The organism is Psychrobacter sp. UBA3962 (genome assembly GCF_002385225.1).
Lineage (GTDB): Bacteria > Pseudomonadota > Gammaproteobacteria > Pseudomonadales > Moraxellaceae > Psychrobacter.
Genome location: NZ_DGDC01000043.1, coordinates 1 through 21,332 on the forward strand (window position 1 = coordinate 1; position 21,332 = coordinate 21,332).

The window sequence follows — 21,332 nt, forward strand, 5'->3', positions numbered from 1 at the left end:
TATTTCAGGACGAGACAAAATAAAAATGTTAACGCTTACGACTAAACTTGCTTAGTTTTTTATTATTGATTTCACTGATCGCATGGTTAATCTCATCTTCATCTAACGTAGCCACATGTTGCAGAATCTGCATGATGTCAGGATTTAGAATGTAATGAGCATGGCGTGCGATATTATTAATACGCTCATCAAAGGTCAGTACTCCCGTTTCTGGATCATTTTGTACATAATCTAAGCGAATTAAGGTGTTTAAAAAGCTGGTAAATAAAGCGCGGTCAAAGAAGTCAGGGATGTCATCTGCATATAATACAGACAGACGTTGACCCAATAAGTGACATAGGTCGACCACCTGTTCAGCCGTTAAATTACCTGAGCCTTGTTGGGCTAATAATGCCAAAGACATAAAGTAACGCTCAAGACTCTGAGATACCGGAGTGGCTAGCATATCTAATTGCTGATATTGCTCACTGTTTTTCTCTGGGGTGCCAATTACACCATTGCCTAAGTCAACCACCATCCCTTGTTCAATCAGGTTATTCAACTTTTCATCAATCATATCTGGCAAGTTACGAGCCGCACGATATAAGAACAACTCACTTTGTAAGAAAGGATAAAGCTGAGTGACGATGCTTTCTAAGTGTTCGCGCTGGATACGACCATTCCTATACACTAGGGAAGCTAGGAAAGATGACATGATAAACACATGTAGAATATTGTTTCTAAAGTAACTTAAGATAGCCATCTGTTTCGGTAACACTTTGATCATATCGCCTAGGATATGCGGCGTACGCTCTACCAGTTTCAGCTTAATGCCATAGTCAATGATAGATTGTGGCGACATATCGGTAATGATAGTACTTTCAGAATACGGCGAACCATGGGCTATTCTTTGATAAAGAGCCAATTGCTCACGACAGCTGTCTTCATCTAGAGCAGCTTTCGGGGTAGACAGTAATACCAAGGATAGCAGCGCGATGGGGTTAACCACCGCCGCTTTATTGATATTTTGCATGATTTTAACGCCAAGGTTGTCGACCATAGCCATGGCATTTTTACTAAGGGGAGTGTCAGTACGATCGGCCGGTAAGCTATTAGGCTCTACGTCAAACTTCTCCATGAAGTCCTCCATCAGCAATGGAGTACCAAAGCTTAGATGGACGTGACCGAAGATACGCTCAATTTTACGGCTGACTTTTAATAAGCCCAGTACCGACTCTGATTCTTTTGGTTTGCCTTTTAGCTCCCCAATATAAGTACCGCCTTCCATGATACGCTCATAGCCAATATAGGTTGGAATAAAGGCCATAGGCTTGTTTGAGCCTCGTAAATGACTGTGCACGGTCATCGAGAGCATGCCTAATTTAGGCGGTAATAGGCGACCTGAACGAGAGCGACCGCCTTCGATGAAGTACTCAATAGGCGTATTGCGCTGGATTAGGGTGTGTAGATATTCACGCAGGACCGCTTTGTATAGCTCATTATCTTTAAAGCTACGGCGGATATAGAAGGCAATGGCATTACGTAATATAGGGCCAAGTACGGGAACGTCTAGGTTATTTCCAGCAGCCACATACGGTAGGCTTAAGCCCTTCTCAAAAATAACATAACCCAGCAGTAGATAGTCAACATGGCTTCGGTGACAAGGCACATAAATAAGTTCATGAGTTGTGGCTAATTCGCGGACTTGCTCGAAGTGATGCACCTCAATACCGTCATAAAGCTGAGTCCACAACCAAGTCAAGAATCTATAAAAGAAGCGAATAACGGAGTAATTATAATCATTGGCTATTTCGTTGATATAACCCCGAGCCCGTTTTTTGGCCTCATCGAAGCTAATGTTTTCCGCTTCTGCCTCTTTTTGGCAAGCATAGTTAATCGCAGGGGAGTTAATCAGTTTGTCTACTAAGTTACGTCTATCCGACAAGTCTGGGCCAATCATGCTTTGGCGCTGGCTGTCTAAATAAGCATTTAGCTTGTGCTGTACCAATAGGGCTAAGCTAAAATTAGCTTCCGAGGCAGTAACCAGAGCAGTAGAGGTCGATAGGCCATTGGCTTCAACGTTTCTTTTGGCCTGAAGTAGCAGTTCTCTGTCACTGTTTGACAGCTCACTGTCTTTTAAATCCACCGCATCAAATAATTTCTGAGTCAGCTGCTGTGATTGCTCAGTAGAGTTGGTACTTGGCGTAGACAAGGAGTCTATTAAATCATGCAAAGATTGAGGGGGGTGGAACTGAACGAAGGTATCCCGTCCCATCATGCCGATGTTAAACAGCTGTTTGGTAATAGAAGGCTCTTCCCAGTTATCAGCCATTAAAAGCTTAAACAAAGAGTCTTCATTATCTGGCGCACGTCCCCATAAAATTGATACCGGTACTAGATTAATTTTTATGGCTGGGTTTTCACGACAAGCTGTGACTAGGCGGGCCAATCGGGGAGACACTTTACGACCATCGGCATTAGGATGGTTTAGAAAAATAATGGCCGCATTTTCATTAATATTAAAAGCAGGGCTCTCAACACCTACCAAAGCAGGGGGAAAGTCATGCTCTTTGGTCTGTAAGTCGACTAAAATACTATTAGAGCGTGAGTACTCGCGTAATACATAAAAGGTCAGCGCTCCCTCTTCAGTACTGATTGTGGGTAAGTCGCCAATAACCTTGGGCTTCACTGCCAAATCTAGCGTTTTACCAGAAAGTTTTCGGTATAGCTGGTTTACAGAACGGCCAGAGCGAGATATAGCGGCACTGGCTTGAGCCGCCTGCTCTTGTAAGCTCAAAGCAGAGCGTTGAGCATTTGAGGCAGTGCTCTTAGTCTTTTTTTGGGCTTGGCGCTGCTTTTTTAGGCGATTTTTTAAAGAGTGCATTAAGCGAGATGGTAACATAAGTATTAGTCAAACCTATTAATAATGATAAGGCTATATTGCCATAAAATACAATAAAGTAATACAGTTGTTCGCTGAAAAGATAAGGTTAGGGCTTTATTATAGGGCATTGGCGGCTTTGATGCTTTTTATTCAAAATCTAATTTGTGCCAAAAAGTAACTATTAACTGTTAACTAAATATCAGGTTATCCTGTTTTAGTTCTAAGGCGATTACGATTCCATTTTAAAGCCTTAACTAATTCTGAAATTTTAAACGATGATCAAGCTTTAAGGTCAGTTAAGCTGATCTTAGTTTTTGCATCAAACCCATTCTTTACGATAAGTATTATTATTTACACTAACATAATCTGTATAATGTTACCCGTATCGCAAGGGACAAATAGAATCCCTTGGGGCTCAGGGTAAGATTATTTAGGGTTGCTGGAGAGACAAATGTCTGATTATAAACAGCTTGTTGATCAATTATTAAACACCGTAAAATTAACTGAAGTGGCTCCTGATGTATTCCAAGGAGAGAGCTTTGATTATGTAGGAAAGCGCATCTTTGGTGGTCAAGTATTGGCTCAAGCCATTATGGCTGCGGCTCATACTTTAGAGGAAGATAAGCCTTGTCATTCTTTGCATGGCTATTTTTTACGCGGTGGCAATATTAATCAGCCAGTCATTTATAAAGTTCGTCACTTGCGAGATGGTCGTAGTCTATCTGCAAGAGAAGTAACGGCGATACAATACAAAGAGGACCAACAGGGCAGTCGGTTGGAGCAAGTTGTTTTTACCATGATTGCATCTTTCTCTCCGATGGAAGGAGGGCTAGATTATCAAGAAGAAATGCCCGCTTATCCCCCACCTGAGGATCTAGAATCGGAGCAGTCATTAAAAGAACACCATGTCGGTAGCGTTCCAGAGCCATTACGTGAGCGTTTTATGCGCCCCCGTCATGTTGAAATTAAACCGGTTAAACCACGTGACCCTGTCTATCCAGAGCCTATGGAACCCAAACAAGCCAACTGGTTGCGTATCCGTGAACTGGGGGAGCAACCCATGGCGATACAGCAGGCCTTATTGGCGTTTTCCTCAGATTATTATTTGGTAGGTACGGGGCTGATGTCACATGGTATTAGCTTTATGACCAAAGGACTACAAGCGGCCAGTATTGATCATTCAATGCATTTCCACCGTCCTTTTGATATCAATGAGTGGTTGCTGTATGACATGTGGAGCGATACCACCTCTCATTCAAAAGGACTGAATCATGGTCAGTTTTGGCAAAATGGTAATTTGGTGGCCACGGTGCAACAAGAAGGTTTGATGCGCTTACGCGGATAGTTAGGCAGAGTATAGATAGGCTAGAGTAAGTAGTATTACCTTTCTTTAAGCCAACAGCTGCTATAAGATTGATAGTCACAAGATTGACAGTAAAAAAATAGCCGTTCATTCATGAACGGCTATTTTTGGTTTTAGACCAGCTTTTGTTAAAAGTGAGCCATTACCAAATTAAAGAAGAGGCACTATTTAAGGTAACAAAGCCATCAGGCGTCTGACCATTGGCGGCTTGCCAGCGAGCAAAAGCGTTACGGGTATTGGTACCCATGATGCCATCCACCCCTTGGGTATCATAACCGGCGTTGGTTAGACGCTGTTGTAGGTTACGAACTTGAGTGGTGGTTAGCGGTTTCTCATAACGAGGCCATGACTTTTGAATACCAGACTGACCGTTGATACCTCGGCCCAGTAGGCTAACCCCTAACGCATAGTTTGAAGAGTTGTTGTAAACCTTGATGACATCGAAGTTAGGGCTTAATAATAAAGCAGGGCCGTCCTTACCGGCAGGCAGCCACATTTCAAATGAAGTGTTGGCATCCAGGTAAGCCCCGTCTATTGGGCCAATGCCCATATTACGCCAGCTTGATCCAGGCAGCTTCTGACCCAATAGGCTAAAGTCAAAGTTTGCAGGCAAAGTTACTTCATAGAATGGGGATAGACCGCGTACCCAGCCTGACTTACTTAGATAATTAGCGGTAGAAGACAGCGCATCCGCGGTTGCCCAAGGGCTACGGCGTCCATCTCCGTTCCCATCCACACCGAACTCCAACCAAGTACCTGGAATAAACTGAGTATGACCCATACCACCGGCCCATGAGCCGTTGAGTTGTGAGGGATAAATGTCCCCATTTTGGATAAGTTTGATTAAGGCCAGCAGCTGGTCTTCTGCCCAAGCACGGCGGCGACCATCATAGGCTAGGGTCGCCAGTGAACTTGGAATATAGCTGTTACCCGTACCTGCACCGTAAGAAGATTCCATACCCCAAATGGCAGTGATAATTTCAGCATTCACCCCATACTGAGATTCAAGTTGGCTTAGTAATGAGCGATGCTCGTTAAATTTACTTTTACCGGTGTTGATACGTCCACCAGACACTGCAGAATCCGCATAGTCCCAAGGCATTTTTACGAACTCGGCTTGGTTAGAATCTAATGAGATTACCTGACTGTTTAACTGGGCTGAGTCTAGAATGCGGCTCACATCATAAGCGTTATAACCTTGGCTAATGGCACGCGTAGTAAAGTCTGATTTCCACTCAGAGAAGCTGCTATAAGTTGCTTTTGGCTCAGGAGCAGGCTTAGGCTGTGGTACTGGCTGAGGTTTAGGCTTAACAATGACCACAGGAGCAGGTTTACTAACAGGAACTTGTTGAATTGGGGCTTGGCTGGCACAGCTGGCAAGAAAAATGGCAGGCCCAAGCGTCAGCACACTTTTTAGCAGGGTGAGTTTGTTTTGGTTATTGGTTTTTAAGCTATTGGTCTGAATCATAGGGTAGGGTCTCACACATAGGTTTGTTAGGAAAAGGTAAGCTATTAACGCTATTATAAAAATTAGGTTAAAGCACTTTATCAATAAATGGCTGTAAAGTCGATGGCTGTTGTACTTCACACGGCTAGAGCGCCTCTAAAACTTTAAGCATCGCTTTGGGTAAGCCGAGCGTTTGTTCTGCCTCATTAGCGGGTAACCACCGCGAATTAATATCGGCTTCTGTAAGCAGTCTGGTTAATTGCTCAGCTTGCTTAGCAGATAAAGCCAGCGTTTGTGGCTGTAGATACCAATGAAAATGGGTCAAGGTATGTTTAATCGGAGCAGCCTCTAGTAAGCCATCATTGATAGAGATGGCAATTAAGTTGTTATCCTCCATCCACTTGTCCACAATCTGTTCAGCTAGACTATTTTCAGACTCATAAGCGCTATCTTCCTCAGCAGTAGAAAGCAATTTTTTACCTAAAGTCTTTTTCTCAAACTGTAAGGGTAACACCCATAGCCCACCCCAAATACCATTATCAGGGCGCTGTAACCACAAGATTTTATTATCGGGGTCAGTTATTACTAGGGCATGACTAAACTTGCTGGGCTTAGGTTTCTTTTTGGCTTTGACTGGGTAGGATTCCTGTTTGCCCTCATGCCTAGCAATACAATCTGCTTGAATAGGGCACTGACCACAATTAGGGTTACGACGGGTACATAAGGTGGCGCCCATGTCCATCATGGCTTGAGCGAAGTGTCCACTGTCCTCAATAGGAGTTAAGCGCTCTGCTAGGGCCCACAGCTCTTTATTTGTGGCAGATTTGGTAATATCGCCGTCAATACCGGCCCAGCGAGTTATTACTCGTTTAACATTACCATCACATATCACCCCATAGCCATGTAAGCCCATGGCGACAATTGCCCCAGCCGTTGACTGTCCGACGCCTGAAATAGCCTCCCAGCCTTCTACCGTTTGTGGAAAGTCACCAGTTTCATTAATAATCTCTACCAGTTGCTTAGCGCCTTTATGTAAATTGCGGGCACGGGCGTAATACCCCAAACCTGCCCAATGTTCAGCGACACTATCCCATTCTGCAGTGGCTAGGTCTTGCACCGTTGGAAATGAGGCCATAAAGCGTTGAAAATAGGGGATAACGGTGGCGACTTGAGTTTGCTGTAGCATCACCTCAGACAGCCAAACGATATAAGCGCTTGGGGTATCGGTCTTATGCTGTTGCCAAGGCAGGTCATGGCGGCCGTAATCATCGAACCAATTTAGAATACGCGGAGCGAAGCTGTCGAGTTCAGCTTCGCTATGATTGAACAGTGTTGGCAATTAAGTTCCTTTACTTGGTAATAGTAGAGAGTTTGAAACTATAAACTTGATAGTTAAGTTTGACAGGGATGCTAGCAGTCCGTCTGGGTCAAATGAGTAACAGACGCTAGGTTGCTGGCAGCACTATAGCGAGCTGGCAAGATGGGCTCTACTTGCGGTTCTTACGAGCCCGTCTCTTACGCAGTTTTTTCTCTTCGATTCGCGCCAGTCTTTTTTCTTCGGCTTGGGCACGTAAGGCTTCGACCAGCTTGAATTCCTCGTCACGCATAGCGGGTGTTTCCAAAGTAATGCGACCTATTTGCCCACTGCGTAGCTCATTAACGAGTATCTCTGCCATACGGTAGATATCGACCACGCCGCCTTTTTTCAGAAAGCCCCGGCTGCGGCCCGCTGCTTCAAAAAACTCCCAGTCGGTTTCGGGTAAGTCGTCCAATTTATAACGCTCTTTTAACAGCTCTGGATAAGCTTTAATCAGATATTCTGCGGTGTAGCTGGCGACATCATCAAAGTCAAAGGCAGTATCTTTAATCCCCCCTGTGGCGGCTAAGCGATAGCCAGAGTGTGGGTTTTCAATCTTCGGCCACAGCATACCAGGAGTGTCATACAGCATGATGTCGTTATCGATTTTAATCAATTGCTGCGACTTGGTGACCGCGGGCTCGTCGCCTGTTTTGGCAATACTACGTCCGGCTAAAGTATTGATTAGAGTCGACTTTCCGACGTTTGGAATCCCCATAATAAGCACTTTGATTTGTCTGCCAGTACCCACTTTATTAGGGACAAGCTGTTTACAGAGCTGTATTATCTTTTGAACATCGTTGGCTTTATTGTCATCACAAGCGATGGCTTTGACTTGGCTTTGTTGTTCCAGATCTTGAATCCATGCTTGAGTGAGCTCAGGATCTGCCAGATCTGCCTTGTTAAGAATTTTTATGACCGGCTTTTGAAAACCATGTTCATTGTGGCGTAGTGCAGTAACCATAGGGTTTTCACTACTGAAGGGAATACGGGCATCGATGACTTCAATGACCACATCCATATCAGGCATAATTTCTTTGATTTCGTTGCGGGCCTTGTTCATGTGGCCCGGAAACCATTGAATGCTATTGGGGGCTTGTAAGTTGTACTGACTCATTATTGATTTTATCCATTGTTAAATCTAGATTAAGCTTTTAAATAGGGTATCTTTTAATTACCGTTGTGCTTATCTGTTTCTGGCTCAAGCTCAGTTTTGTTCTCATCTTGTTCTGGAGGAAGAGGGGCCAGATAACCGATAAGCAGGATCAAGCTACCTGCGCCAAGGAAGGAGACCACTCGCCAGATTGTATCGGTTTGAGAAAGGTCAATTACCACCAACTTCAAGACCACGATAGCTAATAAACCAATCCCCATAAACCACCAAAAGCGTTTTTGATATCGACTGGAAATGATGGTTAACACTAGAGCAGTAAGCGTCCAAAAGATAGTCAGCGCGGTTTGTACTTGCTCATCAAGCCAAGCCCCTTGGTACCAAAGTGGGGTGCCTAAATAGGCATGTAAAGTTCGAATTAATACACTCGATAGTAACCAAAAACCGAGAAGCCCCGCAATCTTTAACAGTAGATTGTTGCCCTTAATCAGTTTCTGATTCTGGCCGATAGTCAAATAATGGGTACTTATCAGGTAAGCCACTACAGTAATTAAAGATAGGTCATATAAGTTTACCACAGGTAGATAGGCTAAACCCCATACGATGCCATCGTGAGTCCAGTTACTATAGATAGCCCAGATGACAAATAGAGGGATAAATAACAAGCCACAGCCTAACAGAGCATTCTGCCAATTAAACCATGGAGGAGTATTGAGCTTTTTCCTCAAGCACAGTTGGATTAACGCTATTAACCCAATGCCAGTGATAAGTACGGTCATGACCCCATTTGAATGGGGTAATAGATAATAACTGAGCTGGGCTATTAAAAGGGTTCCCGTCATTAACCAAGTTACGGTATCAAAGTTTGTGGCCTTATCGGCATAATACCAACGCTTAATCCATAGCTGTCCAACGAGTAACCACCCCATTACCAAAGCTATGAATAGTGGCCAGAATGATGAGGTGGTGGCATCATCGTACTCAAAATGAAAAAAGACAGTGGTTAGCAGTGCCAGATAAAACAACCCTAAAAAAGCATGACTTATAGTGGTGACAAGGTTCCATTGACGATATTTATCTATGACAAAGTAGCCAATAAGGTTTATTAATAAGGCAAAGGTAATCACTCGGGTTAGGCTATCTATCCAGTTGCCCATATGGTCGTCGATGATGAGAACCGTAACAATGAGTCCCCACATCATGCTGACAACCGTTAACATATCCACAAAAGAGTTTGACCATATCAGCTGGAATATAGGGCTTTTGGTATTTACGCTGGCCAGTAAGGGTTTCTCTTTGGTGGGCGCCTCATAATCAGGCTGGATAGGATTATTCTCATTGCGTAAAATAAATACCGAGGCTAGACACCCCATAGCAGAGATAGTAAGAGACAGGGTACTTGGGGCTGGAGCACTATAGTAATCAAATAAAGGCTGTAGGAGAGCCAAGGCAAGTCCTTGTAGTAATATCCCCAATAACACCGTCCAGCCACGAAGAGATTGTCTTCCAAACCAAACCAGTGCCAACCCTTGTATAGCCCAACCACAGGCTGTCCACTCGGCATCAAAGGCTATGGCAATCATCAAAGCCAAGAAACCAAACCCTAACGCCAGCATGCCTTCTATTAACGGGGTATAACGGTGTTGATTGGCATTGTTTTTGTCTTTCAACACAAAAAACGACCCCAACCCTAAATAAGCAATCGCTATGATAGCACTGGCGATAGTCAAGGCATTATCAATGTCGCTAAGTAGGGTAGATAACAACCCAAACGCCAATAGAGGCACCCCAAACATTAGGCTGACATCAATGGGAATAATAAAGGCGGTATTGCTGTCTTTATAAGAGCCAGATTTATAAGAGCTGTCTTTATAAAAATTGAAGTAGCCAAATGACGATTTGCTATCCTCCGATGCAGACTCTATAAGCTCATGGTTTAAATCCTTTGCAGAAGGATTTATCACGACTTGTTCATTATAGGTCAGTAGCTGCTGGGCGTAGCGAATGACTACGAACACATACAATAACCAATGTAAGGTTACTAGACCCACTAAAGACCAACGCTGGGTACTAAAATCATCAATAGCATGAAAGGTATCTACTAAACCTAAGAAGTATGCGAAGCCAAAGGTCACAGTGGCTGCCAGTAAGTTTAAAACCTTCCAGGTGCGATAATGAGCAATAACTGCAATAGCGACATTCAATAATAAATAATAACTGAATAAAGTGGTCAAGTTACCGATATTACTGTTGGTCAATAAAGGCGCTAAAAACGCCCCTGAAAAGGCCAATAAGGCAAGTGGGAAAGCATTTTGGCGCACAGCAAGTATAACTGTAAGGGCTGACAAGGTACCTAACAGCACAAAACTAGGCAGGCTGGGCAACACCTCGTATACTTGATAGGCAAAGAAAGTACTGAGATAAGCAATCGCTAACCCAGCCCCTTGCAGCGTCATACCATAAGTGAATCTATTTTTAACCAGCTTCAGCCCAAGCCCAGCTATAGCAAGACCCACAGTACCTATTGCTATCAATTTTAGTTCAATAGATATTTCAATATAGTCGCTTAATAGGCGTAGCAACAACACCACGCCTATTAAAAGAACGATGACTCCGACGCGAACCACTAAGTTGCCGCCAAAAAACAAATGCTTTAAGGAATGCACCACTGAGGTTACGATCGCAGTAGATTGCTCATCCGGTTGAAGTTGCTTATGAGAGGACTTGAGTGCTTGTTGTCTAGCACTAGCGTTAGTCCGTGCAGGGGTAGCGGTTATTGGGGCGCTGTTTTCAGCAGATGGGTGTTGCTCAGCGGTTTCAGGAGTAGAGTATTCTTCTGAAACGGGTCGGGACTCGGTGACTGTTTTGTCGGTGGTGCTATTGTCGTTATTAATATTGTCGTTACTGATATTGTCGGTAGGGGTATTGGAAACTTGGGTAATATTTTGTTGATGGTCTTGCTCGGCTCTAATGGCATCGCTAGCTATTGAATCTTCTTCTGGTGATACATGTTGGATAGGAATAAAGTCATCAGCAGGTTTAGCGGTCTCTTTTTCGGCTAAAGTATTTTGATGGCTAGCCACTTGTTCAGTGAGGTGTTGTAGGTCGTTCTGTAAGCCAGTTATTTTTTTATTTAAAGCATTAAACTTATAACTTATGTACAGCAATAGGGCTACAGTTACCACCAAAAAAATAACCAACATTTGAGCCACCAAGTATTATATAAATTAGAGTGATAATGACCTTATTCGATTAAAAACACAAGTAAGGGAATACTTACAGCTATGATAAGTTAAACTAAATATATTACATTTAGAGTGAGGGTTTCAATAAAATGTTTTATCTAATAGACATCAAAAAAGCCTTTAAGCTGTGTTGAGCTTAAAGGCTTACGGTGCGGATAAACTGTTGCTGATTACTATTGATAGACAGTAGCTAGCTGTTACAGCGTGTCACGCATAAAGGCAATCATTTTATCCCAACTTTCATTGGCTGCAGCTTCGTTGTAACCTAAGTCCACGCCATTATCCGCGGCACGTTTGTCAGCATTGGGATTGGTAAAGCCATGCTTAGCATTGTCATAGACATCCACAGTGTAGTCGACACCGGCATTGTCCATTTCTTGTTTAAAGCTCTCAACATCTTCCATTGAGACCATGCTGTCATCACGACCATGAGCTACCAAAACTTTAGCCTTGAATTTGCCCTTTTCAGCCGGCTGCTTCGGGGATAGATTACCATGGAAAGTGGCGACAGCTTTAAGAGGCATGCCTTCACGGGCCATATCTAACCCAATTTTACCGCCAAAGCAATAGCCAGCTATCCCCAAACGATTGCCATCAACGGGAAGCTGGTCGGCAAAGTCGTCTAATATCGCACGGCAACGACCCATTAATTTATCTTGGTCATTTAGCATTTGCGTCATCCATTCATTGGCTTGGGCCGCGTCTGTGGTCAGCTTACCTTCACCATAGACATCCATTGCAATAGCAGCAAATCCAGCTTCAGCTAAGCGTTCAGTGACTTTACGAGGGTGCTCAACCACGCCCCACCATTCTGGGGCAACTAAGATGCCTGGCACTGAGTTTTCATCACTGGCATTTTCTGGAAGAGCAATATAGCTGATCAGCTCCATGCCATAGTCAGCTGTGGTTTTGATTTCGTAAGTTTTAATACTCATCGGTTATGTCCTTATTAATTTATGGGTTTGTTTTTTTTATGCAATACACTCTATAGCAAGACATTTTATAAAAGCCGGCTCATGATCGTTTATGGCCGTTTATAGTCATTCATAGCCCTTTATAGCCATTTATAATGAGGGCTTTGGATTTCACTTCTAATAACATAACAAAGATAACTGCCAGTTTCGACTTAAGAAATGTGAACAGGATTTACAGCTTGCTGTCGTTTTGTATTGATTCCCAAAGCCTAATCTATTAGTCTGCTGTCTATTGCTTAGGTAGGAGCCTAAGAGATAGCTTGAGGCAAAGAAATTAGTTAACAAGAAAATAGCTAAGTTACAGGTTAAATGACAAATCGAGGAATTATCGTGGGTGATGAGCAGTTAAGAGCAAATTTCTGGGAAAAATATCCCCTAGAGCAGCTGACCACAGCGGAATGGGAAGCTTTGTGTGATGGCTGTGGCGGCTGTTGTCTGGAGAAATTCTTGGATGACCCTGACTCGCCTTATGAAGTGGAGTATACGGATGTGGCCTGTAAGTTGCTCGATTGTAGCACGGGCTATTGCTCAAATTATGAGAATCGTCAGCAGTTTGTGCCTGAGTGTGTGTCTTTAACCGCGGATAAATTGCCAGATATGATGTGGCTGCCGAGCAACTGCGCTTATAAGCGAATATATTTGGGCGAAGGCTTACCTGACTGGCACTTGTTATTGACTCAAGATATAGCACTGACCCAGCAAGGCATGCGCGAGTCGGGTGTGGGCGTGGCAGGGCGCTGTGTTAGTGAGAAGCAGGTCAATGAAGAGGATCTTGAGGAGCGTATTGTGCGCTGGATACAGGCGTAGGCTCTAAGCTAAACACCAAAAAAAGGAGCGCTAAGGCTCCTTTTTTATTTTCTGTATTGATGTACTAACAGAGGACTCTAATAATCAATGACTAGTTAACAAACTCAGGATAAGCTTCCTGTCCACATTCTGACAAGTCAGCGCCTTCATATTCTTCTTCTTCAGAGATACGTAATCCCACCACAGCTTTTAAGATGCCCCAAACGATTAAGCTTGCACTAAATACCCAGGCAAAAATAACGGCTGCACCGCCAAGCTGACCTAAGAAGGTGGCATCTGTATTGGTAACCGGTACGATTAATACCCCAAATAGACCGACCACACCATGCACCGAGATAGCACCGACAGGATCGTCGATTTTCATTTTATCTAAAGCTAAGATTGAGCACACTACCAAGATACCAGCAGTTAAACCAAATAAAGTGGCTTGTACCGGAGTAGGGGTTAATGGCTCTGCAGTAATGGCCACAAGACCGGCCAAGGCCCCGTTTAATAGCATGGTTAAATCCGCTTTGCCAAAGATAATACGGGCAAGCAATAGGGCGCCGATAGCACCGCCTGCTGCTGAAGCGTTGGTATTTAAGAACACCATCGCCACTGAGTTGGCACTGTTAATATCGCCCAGCTTTAGCACCGAGCCGCCGTTGAAGCCAAACCAACCCATCCATAGGATAAAGGTACCCAAAGTGGCTAGAGGTAGGTTGGCACCAGGGATGGCGCGAATTTCACCATTTTTGCCATATTTACCTTTACGCGCCCCGAGTAATAACACGCCGGCCAATGCCGCTGACGCACCCGCCATATGTACAATGCCAGAGCCTGCAAAGTCGCTAAAGTTAAGCTCACCAATGAAAGGCACTGGATTGCCTCCCCAAGTCCAGCTGCCTTCCATAGGGTAAATAAAGCCGGTCATCACTACCGCAAAGGCGAAGAATACCCACAGCTTCATGCGTTCTGCTACTGCCCCAGAGACGATAGACATACAGGTGGCGACGAATACCACTTGGAAGAAAAAGTCAGAGGCTTGTGAATAAACCGCATCGCCGTCAAAGCCATTGGTTGCTGAAGCGGCCAGAGCATCTGCCACAAGGGTTTCGCCTCCAGAGATACCGCTTAAGAAGAAGCCACCGTCATACATAAAGTGGTAGCCACACATCAAATACATAGTACAAGCGATGGCAAATAGGCCAACGTTTTTGGTCAAAATTTCAGTGGTGTTTTTGGCACGAACCAAGCCTGCTTCTAACATGGCAAAGCCAGCCGCCATCCACATGACTAAGGCGCCGCACATTAAGAAATAGAAAGTGTCGAGAGCGTACTGTAGTTCAAAAATCTGGTTTTGCATGAAGATTCCCCCTTGGAATGCGATCGAGATTGTCAGGATGTCATTTGTAGTGGCGATTTAAGTTCTTGACCTTAAAGGCCGAAATGAGCGCTGTGATCGATAACAGCTTAGATGGCGTCAGGACCTGTTTCACCGGTACGGATACGAATAACTTGCTCTAGAGGGGAGATAAAGATTTTACCATCACCAATTTTTCCGGTACTTGCAATACGGGTAATGGCTTCAATGGCAGGTTCTACCATCTCATCCGTTACCGCAACTTCTACTTTAACTTTAGGTAGAAAGTCGACCACATACTCTGCACCGCGATACAATTCAGTATGGCCCTTTTGACGACCAAATCCTTTTACTTCAGTAACTGTAACGCCTTTCACACCAATTTCAGATAAGGCTTCACGCACATCATCTAATTTAAAAGGTTTTAATATAGCGGTAATCAATTTCATAGCAGATCCTTATTAATGACTTTGATAATATTTCGATTGAGTGATTTACAACAAACGGCTTGTTAATACGTCTATTTAGCTATTGTCTTTGATGTCATTGTTTCAAGAATTGTGCCAACTAAAAACGAAGGGGGAGGACGTTTTTAGGGCTAACAATGCATCAAAATAGTGCGTTTTAGACTTATAGTGCACCAAATGAGTATGCACCATATCAAGCAATAACCGAATTATTATAACGAAGTTTAATCAGAGAAGGTTAGCCATTGGTTAGTAATTTGTGATACCTCAGTGACGTTAAGCGTAGAGGCAAAAGGCGTGATTGAGCAGGGGTTAGAAGTGGTTACTTGTCGGTTACTGTGGTTACCTATGGTTATCATAACTAGCAAATCATTACAGATAATGTGGGTATAGTGTTGTATTATAAATATAGAGCTATGACCAAGGATGGGTTTGCAAAAAGGGCTAAGCGTTTAAGGTTAAAAATAATACTAAAAACTTAATAACTATTAATAACTAATAACTAATAATAAGCAAATAGCTAACTAATAAATAAAAGCAATAAACCGCTTAGCGTAATAAACAGCTGACTATCATAAAGACTGCCCACCCAACTCAGCTATAAATCTATCTCTAAACTGCTTATCTAATGGGAGACAAGCGTGTGTCTATAAATTCTACAGGGAGTGTGGTCAGAAAAGATCATATCTCGTGGTTTATCTTCGGTCTTATGGCCAGTGTTACTTTTCTAGGTATTCTCTCTGAATTAGTGCCTTCAGGTATCTTGCCACAAATGACCCAAGGTCTAGGTATCGAGGAAACCCAAGTAGGTTTCTTAGTCGGTATTTATGCCTTAGCTTCGGCAATCTTTGCCATTCCTCTTATCAGTATGACCCTAGCGGTCAATCGTAAAACTCTATTACTCATTCTGCTGGCAGGTTTCTCCCTATCCAATGTCGTGGTAGGAATGACTTCTTCTTACTACCTAATTGTGGCCATGCGAATTATTGGGGGTATCTGTGCTGGTATTATGTGGCCGATGATTGCCGCTTATGGTGCTGCTTTGGTCACCGAGGACTTACAGGGACGGGCCATTACTATTATTATGGCCGGTAACACTTTTGGGGTGAGTTTGGGGCTGCCTTTTATGACCTATATTGGTACCCATATGGGCTGGAGGACTGAGTTTATCTTGCTCGGTGCTTTGGGAGCACTGATTGCCCTATTGGCCGCTAAATTCTTACCTAATGTCCCTGGCGAGAAGCTGACTCAAAGTAACTCACCGATTGCCATGCTAAAACTTCCGCAAGTGTGGATTGTTTTGGTGCTGACCTTCCTATCCGTGGTAGCCCACTATAGTACTTATACCTATATCACCTTGTTGGTTGAAACATTAAGCTTCCAAGGGGGCATTAGTCTGGCGCTATTGATTTTTGGTATTGGGTCGGTGATCTCGGTCATTTTATCCGCCCGTATTATTGATGCTCATCTACAAGGTTTGATTGTCTCAATGTTGGGGGCAGGTACCGTGGCTATGTTGCTATTTGTGATATTTGGCGGTAGCAACGGCTGGTCACACATTGCTTTCTTACTATGGGGTTTGGCTTTTGGTCCGTTAGTGACCATGTGGCAGACGGCCGTCAGCAAGCAAGTAACAGAGGCCAAAGCAGTCGCCACTTCGGTACAGTCTAGTGTGTTTAACTTTTCGATTATGATTGCCACTTGGGTGGCCGGCTTAATCTTAGTTTATCTGCCCCAATTCGGCGCGATGGGTATCGTTTATCTATCGATTCTATGCTTTATCCCTGCCATCTTGTTGTCACTTTTTGCCAAAAAGACATTGGGAGCTGAGTAGGACGCTAAGAAACCCGCCTTTTAAACGCAAGCAAAATCATGCCCATAAAATGCGGTATAAAAAATGAAATAAATAAAAAGGAGAAAATAATGAAAAAGTTTATCAATGCCACCGTGTATGGTGATGAAAACAACCGTCAGCAACAAGCAACTGAAATTCTAGTCAAAGATGGGGTAATTGAAGCCATTGGCAATAACTTACCCAGTGCCGATGAAGAGATCGATTTAAAAGGACGGCTGGTTGTGCCTCCCTATGTCGACGCTCACCTGCATTTGGACTATGTTTATACCGGTAAAAATGAAGGCGCTGGTAACGATACAGGCACTTTATTTGAAGGGATTGCGCGTTGGCACGATGTTAAGAAGACGCAAACTTTAGAAGATGCCAAAGAGCGCGCTCTAAAAGGTATTGCAGAGGAAGTGTCAAAAGGGGTGCAGTTTATCCGTACTCACATTGATGTGTGTGACCCTAATCTAACTGGACTAAAGGCGATGTTAGAGGTACGTGAGCAGCTAAAAGACAACGTTACCATTCAAATTGTCGCCTTCCCACAAGAAGGCATGTATGCCTATAAAGGCGGAGAGGAGCTGGTAGAAGAGGCCTTAAAGATGGGCGCGGACTGTGTGGGGGGTATTCCTCACTTTGAATGGGCCTATGAGTTTGGTCAAGATTCGGTGCGTAAAGCGGTAGAGCTGGCGATTAAGTATGACAAATTAATCGATATTCACTGTGACGAAACCGATGACCCGATGAGCCGTCACGTGCAATTGCTAAATGCTCTAGTTATGGTCGAAGGCATTGGTAGCCGTACCGCTGCTAGTCACACTTGTTCATTCGGCTCTGCAGATGATGCTTACGCGTTTCGTATGATGCAGCTGTTTGAGCAATCTGGCATGAACTTTATTGCCCTACCTACTGAGAATGCCTACTTGCAAGGTCGTCAAGATACCTATCCCAAACGTCGTGGCTTAACCCGTGTGAAAGAGTTTTGGGAAAGTGGTATTAACGTTTGTTTCGGTCAAGACTCAATCAATGACCCTTGGTATCCTGCCGGTAACGGTAACCTAATGAATATCTTGGACAATGGGATTCACTTAGCGCAAACCATGTCCTTTGATCAGCTAGATACCTGTCTTGATTTGATTACCTATAATGGCGCTAAGACCTTAAATGTTGAAGGTCAATATGGGTTAGAAAAAGGCAAACCCGCTAACTTCTTAGTGTTGGATGCTGAGACCCCCTTTGAAGCCGTGCGTCAGCGCGCAGATGTGCTAGCATCGATTCGCAATGGTAATTACTTATTCAAGAAACCAGAGCCCAGCTATGACATTGAGCTGGATCTATTTAGAAAAACCAAATAAGTAATTGAGGGGCGACGTAAGCCCATTTGATTAAAACTCAAAAGGTGAGCCCAGATAACGCAGTTGTCTGGGCTCACCTTTTTTAGGTGTAATGGTTTTAGGGTTAATAGTTTTAGGACTAATGATTTTAGGACTGATAGTTACTATTGGCTACCCATATTAGCTACATTTTGGGATAGAGCAAATAGGGGCTTTGACTGGCTTTAAGTAATTTACGGGTATTACTACCATGCAGCAGCTCATGCAAACGAGACTCACCAAAAGCGCCGGTAATCAATAGGTCTAGCTTATTTTGGTGCTGATAAGTGATCAAGGCATTGGTCACGTCATTGCCGGCTATCAAAGATTTTTTGCAGTTAATTCCTGACTGAGTCAAGCGGGCATACGCTTCACGTAGAGCCTCTTTGTTGCGCTCAGTTTCTTCTCCGACCATCACCACATGTAGATTCAAATTTCTAATTAAGGCGGTATCACACAACCAATCCAGTAAGTGATGACAGGTGGGGCGGTTATCAAAGCCAAAAAGGGCGGTCTTTGGAATTTTAAAGCTCTCATGAGTGACCAAAGCAGGGCAGCGGCTGGCACGAATTAGCTGCGATAGCGTGTCTTTACAAGTGACTTGGTGGCCAAGCACGACTAGCTGCGCGCTTTCATCAACATAATCTAAGCTTTCAGCAATAGAGGCATGGCGATGTAGATAGTAAATTTGATGCTTATAGCGGCCTTGGTGACGCTCACAATAACGATGCGCCCGCTTTAGCAGTAATCGACCTTGGTCGCGCAGTTTGCCATTACTGTCCTTCTCTTCCAAGGTCAACTGATTGAGTAAGTTAGTGCCGTCGTCGGCAACTAAGTACCCTGAATAATCCAAGGCTTCCTTATGCTGTACGGTGGGGGCAGCGTGTAATAGACCTATGGGGGCATGCAAGTTCTTGGCAGCCCACATACTGGCCTCAAGTACCGCCTGTACATGGCTGGGAGCATCAAGACAAGCAATAACACTGTCCGCTCTTAAATTACTCATAAAAATCACTCAAATAGGGAGACATCCCTTTTCCGTAAAATAAGCGTCCCACTGAAGCAAGGCTAGAGTGGGATTGACTGTATTGGGCTATAAATTAGACCAGAGATTAGCTTTAACAGCATTCTAGTCTAGTAAGCCGATATCACGACGGTCATGAATTGAGAATTTGTCAATAATGGTGCGGCTTGCGCTGTTTAGACCCACTACTTTAACATCAATTCCTTCGCGTTGAAAACGAATCACTAGTTTGTCTAAAGTGTCTACAGCAGTGACATCCCAGAAGTGGGCTTGGCTCACATCAATTATCACTTCATCTAAGGCTTCTTTGGTATCAAAGCTGTTTAGAAACTGAGTCGTTGAGCTAAAGAAAACTTGGCCTTGCACGTAGTAATAGCGGGTATTGTTTTCATCATCGAGTTCACTGACCACGCTTAAGAATTGACCAATCTTATTGGCGAAGAATAGCGAGGATAAAAGCACCCCCACCAATACCCCATACGCTAAGTTATGGGTAAATACGGTGGTAATGACCGTGGCCAACATCACTACGTTAAACGACATAGGGTGGGTCTTAAATTCACGGATAGATTCCCAGTTAAAGGTACCGATAGAGACCATGATCATCACCGCTACCAACGCTGCCATTGGAATTTGGCTGACCCAATCACTTAAGAATACCACCATGATTAATAAAACCGCGCCAGCAATAAAGGTAGATAAACGGGTGCGTCCGCCAGATTTAACGTTAATAACTGACTGACCAATCATGGCACAACCCGCCATACCGCCGAAGAATCCTGAGGCGACGTTGGCAATACCTTGACCCCGACACTCGCGGTTTTTATCACTCGGGGTATCGGTTAAGTCATCAACAATGGTGGCGGTCATCATCGACTCTAGTAAACCTACTACAGCCAATGCCATAGAATAAGGCGCAATAATTAATAAAGTTTCAAGGTTAAGAGGGACATCAGGCAGTAAGAACATAGGCAGGGTATCAGGCAGCTCGCCCATGTCACCCACATTACGAATATCCAACCCCATATACAACGCCACTGCGGTTAAGCCGACAATACAAATCAGCGGAGAGGGAATAATTTTGCCAATCTTAGGGATAAGCGGAAAGCCGTAGATAATGGCCAGTCCTGCAGCGGTCATCAGATATACAGGTAGGCCGACTCGCTCCATAGCGGGGTTAAGCTCAGGAAGCTGGGCCATAAAAATTAAGATGGCTAGGGCATTTACAAAGCCGATGACCACTGAGCGAGACACAAAGCGCATCAAGTTACCTAGCTTAAATACCCCCATAAAAAACTGAATCACCCCGCACAACAAGGTGGCGGCAAGCAAATATTGTAGACCATGATCAGCAACTAAAGTGACCATGACCAAAGCCATGGCTCCTGTGGCTGCCGAAATCATGCCTGGGCGACCCCCAACGAAGCTGATAACTACCGCAATACAAAACGAGGCGTATAGCCCGACCTTGGGGTCCACACCGGCAATTATCGAGAAAGCAATGGCTTCAGGAATTAAGGCTAAGGCAACTACTAATCCTGAAAGTACGTCACCTCGCACATTAGAAAACCACTCATCTTTTAGCGTATTTAAGGAAGGGGCTTTTATAAGCATAGATTTCGGCATAGTGTTTGGGTCGATTATTTGTTAAGTTGTATTTTATAGCGATATGAAACTAAAAAACAGATGAAAGCGGCCGGAGTTGTAAGGTAAACCCTGCCACCGAAATTTACGGTAGACTATCGGCCATACCGCTCATAAAGCGTATGCTATCTTGCGCAAATACTGTCATAAATTATTCACATCACCTAAGTGGTGCTATAGTGGAATGATATTAAGAGATAAATATCAGTATGAGACAACGCTTCTAAACATAGCCCAATTTAGCTTGTTAAAAAAACAATGATATGAGCACAGAAACGTAAGTAAATTCAGTTCATTGAGGCTAGGCTCATGGTAGAATAACCAGCTTCTACCCCTAGCAACGACTTAGTACCCTATTTTAATTTTAGCATTAATTTATTCTATGACGATAACAGCAAGCTGCAATCAATGCAGGTTGAATAGTTAGTGCCATTAGCAGCAAAATAAATAGGGACTACATACTACTACAAAAATG

Annotated in this window: 15 protein-coding genes; 4 read left to right on the forward strand and 11 right to left on the reverse strand. The window is 43.8% G+C overall.

The window, feature by feature from the left end:
- Positions 1 to 28 precede the first annotated feature (28 nt).
- Positions 29 to 2,881: a glycerol-3-phosphate 1-O-acyltransferase PlsB gene (plsB, locus tag B3S92_RS10280; protein ID WP_296205705.1), complete on the reverse strand. Its 2,853-nt coding sequence runs from the start codon at positions 2,879 to 2,881 to the stop codon at positions 29 to 31.
- A 433-nt stretch (positions 2,882 to 3,314) separates the two neighbouring features.
- Here plsB and B3S92_RS10285 point away from each other — a divergent pair, with 433 nt between their 5' ends.
- On the forward strand, positions 3,315 to 4,208 hold the full coding sequence (locus tag B3S92_RS10285) for an acyl-CoA thioesterase (RefSeq protein ID WP_296205709.1): 894 nt from the start codon (positions 3,315 to 3,317) through the stop codon (positions 4,206 to 4,208).
- Between the two features lie 160 nt (positions 4,209 to 4,368).
- On the opposite strand, the gene B3S92_RS10290 is transcribed toward B3S92_RS10285, so the two are convergent.
- The 5 genes from B3S92_RS10290 to B3S92_RS10310 all read right to left on the reverse strand — a co-directional run bounded on the left by B3S92_RS10290 (position 4,369) and on the right by B3S92_RS10310 (position 12,321).
- Positions 4,369 to 5,694 (reverse strand): lytic murein transglycosylase, encoded by a 1,326-nt coding sequence (locus tag B3S92_RS10290; protein WP_296205717.1) that lies wholly within the window; start codon positions 5,692 to 5,694, stop codon positions 4,369 to 4,371.
- A 124-nt stretch (positions 5,695 to 5,818) separates the two neighbouring features.
- Positions 5,819 to 7,012, reverse strand: coding sequence for an A/G-specific adenine glycosylase (gene mutY, locus B3S92_RS10295; RefSeq protein WP_296205719.1), 1,194 nt, complete (start codon positions 7,010 to 7,012; stop codon positions 5,819 to 5,821).
- A 148-nt stretch (positions 7,013 to 7,160) separates the two neighbouring features.
- Positions 7,161 to 8,147: a ribosome biogenesis GTPase YlqF gene (gene ylqF / locus B3S92_RS10300; RefSeq protein ID WP_296205721.1), complete on the reverse strand. Its 987-nt coding sequence runs from the start codon at positions 8,145 to 8,147 to the stop codon at positions 7,161 to 7,163.
- 53 nt (positions 8,148 to 8,200) lie between these two features.
- On the reverse strand, positions 8,201 to 11,344 hold the full coding sequence (locus tag B3S92_RS10305) for a DUF2339 domain-containing protein (protein ID WP_296205722.1): 3,144 nt from the start codon (positions 11,342 to 11,344) through the stop codon (positions 8,201 to 8,203).
- Between the two features lie 239 nt (positions 11,345 to 11,583).
- The gene (locus B3S92_RS10310) at positions 11,584 to 12,321 is read right to left on the reverse strand and encodes a dienelactone hydrolase family protein (RefSeq protein ID WP_296205723.1); all 738 of its coding nucleotides are present in this window, start codon (positions 12,319 to 12,321) and stop codon (positions 11,584 to 11,586) included.
- A gap of 348 nt (positions 12,322 to 12,669) precedes the next feature.
- On the opposite strand from B3S92_RS10310, the gene B3S92_RS10315 reads away from it, so the two are divergent.
- Positions 12,670 to 13,167 carry a YcgN family cysteine cluster protein gene (locus B3S92_RS10315; RefSeq protein WP_296205725.1) on the forward strand — a complete coding sequence of 166 codons (498 nt, stop codon included), beginning with the start codon at positions 12,670 to 12,672 and terminating at the stop codon, positions 13,165 to 13,167.
- A gap of 91 nt (positions 13,168 to 13,258) precedes the next feature.
- On the opposite strand, the gene B3S92_RS10320 is transcribed toward B3S92_RS10315, so the two are convergent.
- From B3S92_RS10320 to B3S92_RS10330, 3 genes are all read right to left on the reverse strand, one after another.
- The gene (locus B3S92_RS10320) at positions 13,259 to 14,512 is read right to left on the reverse strand and encodes an ammonium transporter (RefSeq protein WP_296205726.1); all 1,254 of its coding nucleotides are present in this window, start codon (positions 14,510 to 14,512) and stop codon (positions 13,259 to 13,261) included.
- Positions 14,513 to 14,619: 107 nt separating this feature from the next.
- Positions 14,620 to 14,958: a P-II family nitrogen regulator gene (locus B3S92_RS10325; protein WP_077450440.1), complete on the reverse strand. Its 339-nt coding sequence runs from the start codon at positions 14,956 to 14,958 to the stop codon at positions 14,620 to 14,622.
- A 242-nt stretch (positions 14,959 to 15,200) separates the two neighbouring features.
- Complete coding sequence (locus B3S92_RS10330) at positions 15,201 to 15,335, reverse strand: hypothetical protein (RefSeq protein WP_296205729.1); 135 nt, start codon at positions 15,333 to 15,335, stop codon at positions 15,201 to 15,203.
- Between the two features lie 284 nt (positions 15,336 to 15,619).
- Here B3S92_RS10330 and B3S92_RS10335 point away from each other — a divergent pair, with 284 nt between their 5' ends.
- Together B3S92_RS10335 and B3S92_RS10340 are read left to right on the forward strand one after the other, a co-directional pair.
- The gene (locus B3S92_RS10335) at positions 15,620 to 16,810 is read left to right on the forward strand and encodes an MFS transporter (RefSeq protein ID WP_296205732.1); all 1,191 of its coding nucleotides are present in this window, start codon (positions 15,620 to 15,622) and stop codon (positions 16,808 to 16,810) included.
- 89 nt (positions 16,811 to 16,899) lie between these two features.
- Positions 16,900 to 18,171, forward strand: a complete 1,272-nt coding sequence (locus B3S92_RS10340; RefSeq protein WP_296205733.1) for an amidohydrolase family protein — start codon at positions 16,900 to 16,902, stop codon at positions 18,169 to 18,171.
- 163 nt (positions 18,172 to 18,334) lie between these two features.
- Here B3S92_RS10340 and B3S92_RS10345 read toward each other — a convergent pair whose 3' ends face one another.
- Together B3S92_RS10345 and B3S92_RS10350 are read right to left on the reverse strand one after the other, a co-directional pair.
- Positions 18,335 to 19,195, reverse strand: coding sequence for a universal stress protein (locus B3S92_RS10345; protein ID WP_296205736.1), 861 nt, complete (start codon positions 19,193 to 19,195; stop codon positions 18,335 to 18,337).
- Positions 19,196 to 19,318: 123 nt separating this feature from the next.
- On the reverse strand, positions 19,319 to 20,827 hold the full coding sequence (locus B3S92_RS10350; RefSeq protein WP_296205739.1) for a SulP family inorganic anion transporter: 1,509 nt from the start codon (positions 20,825 to 20,827) through the stop codon (positions 19,319 to 19,321).
- Between the last annotated feature and the right edge of the window lie 505 nt (positions 20,828 to 21,332).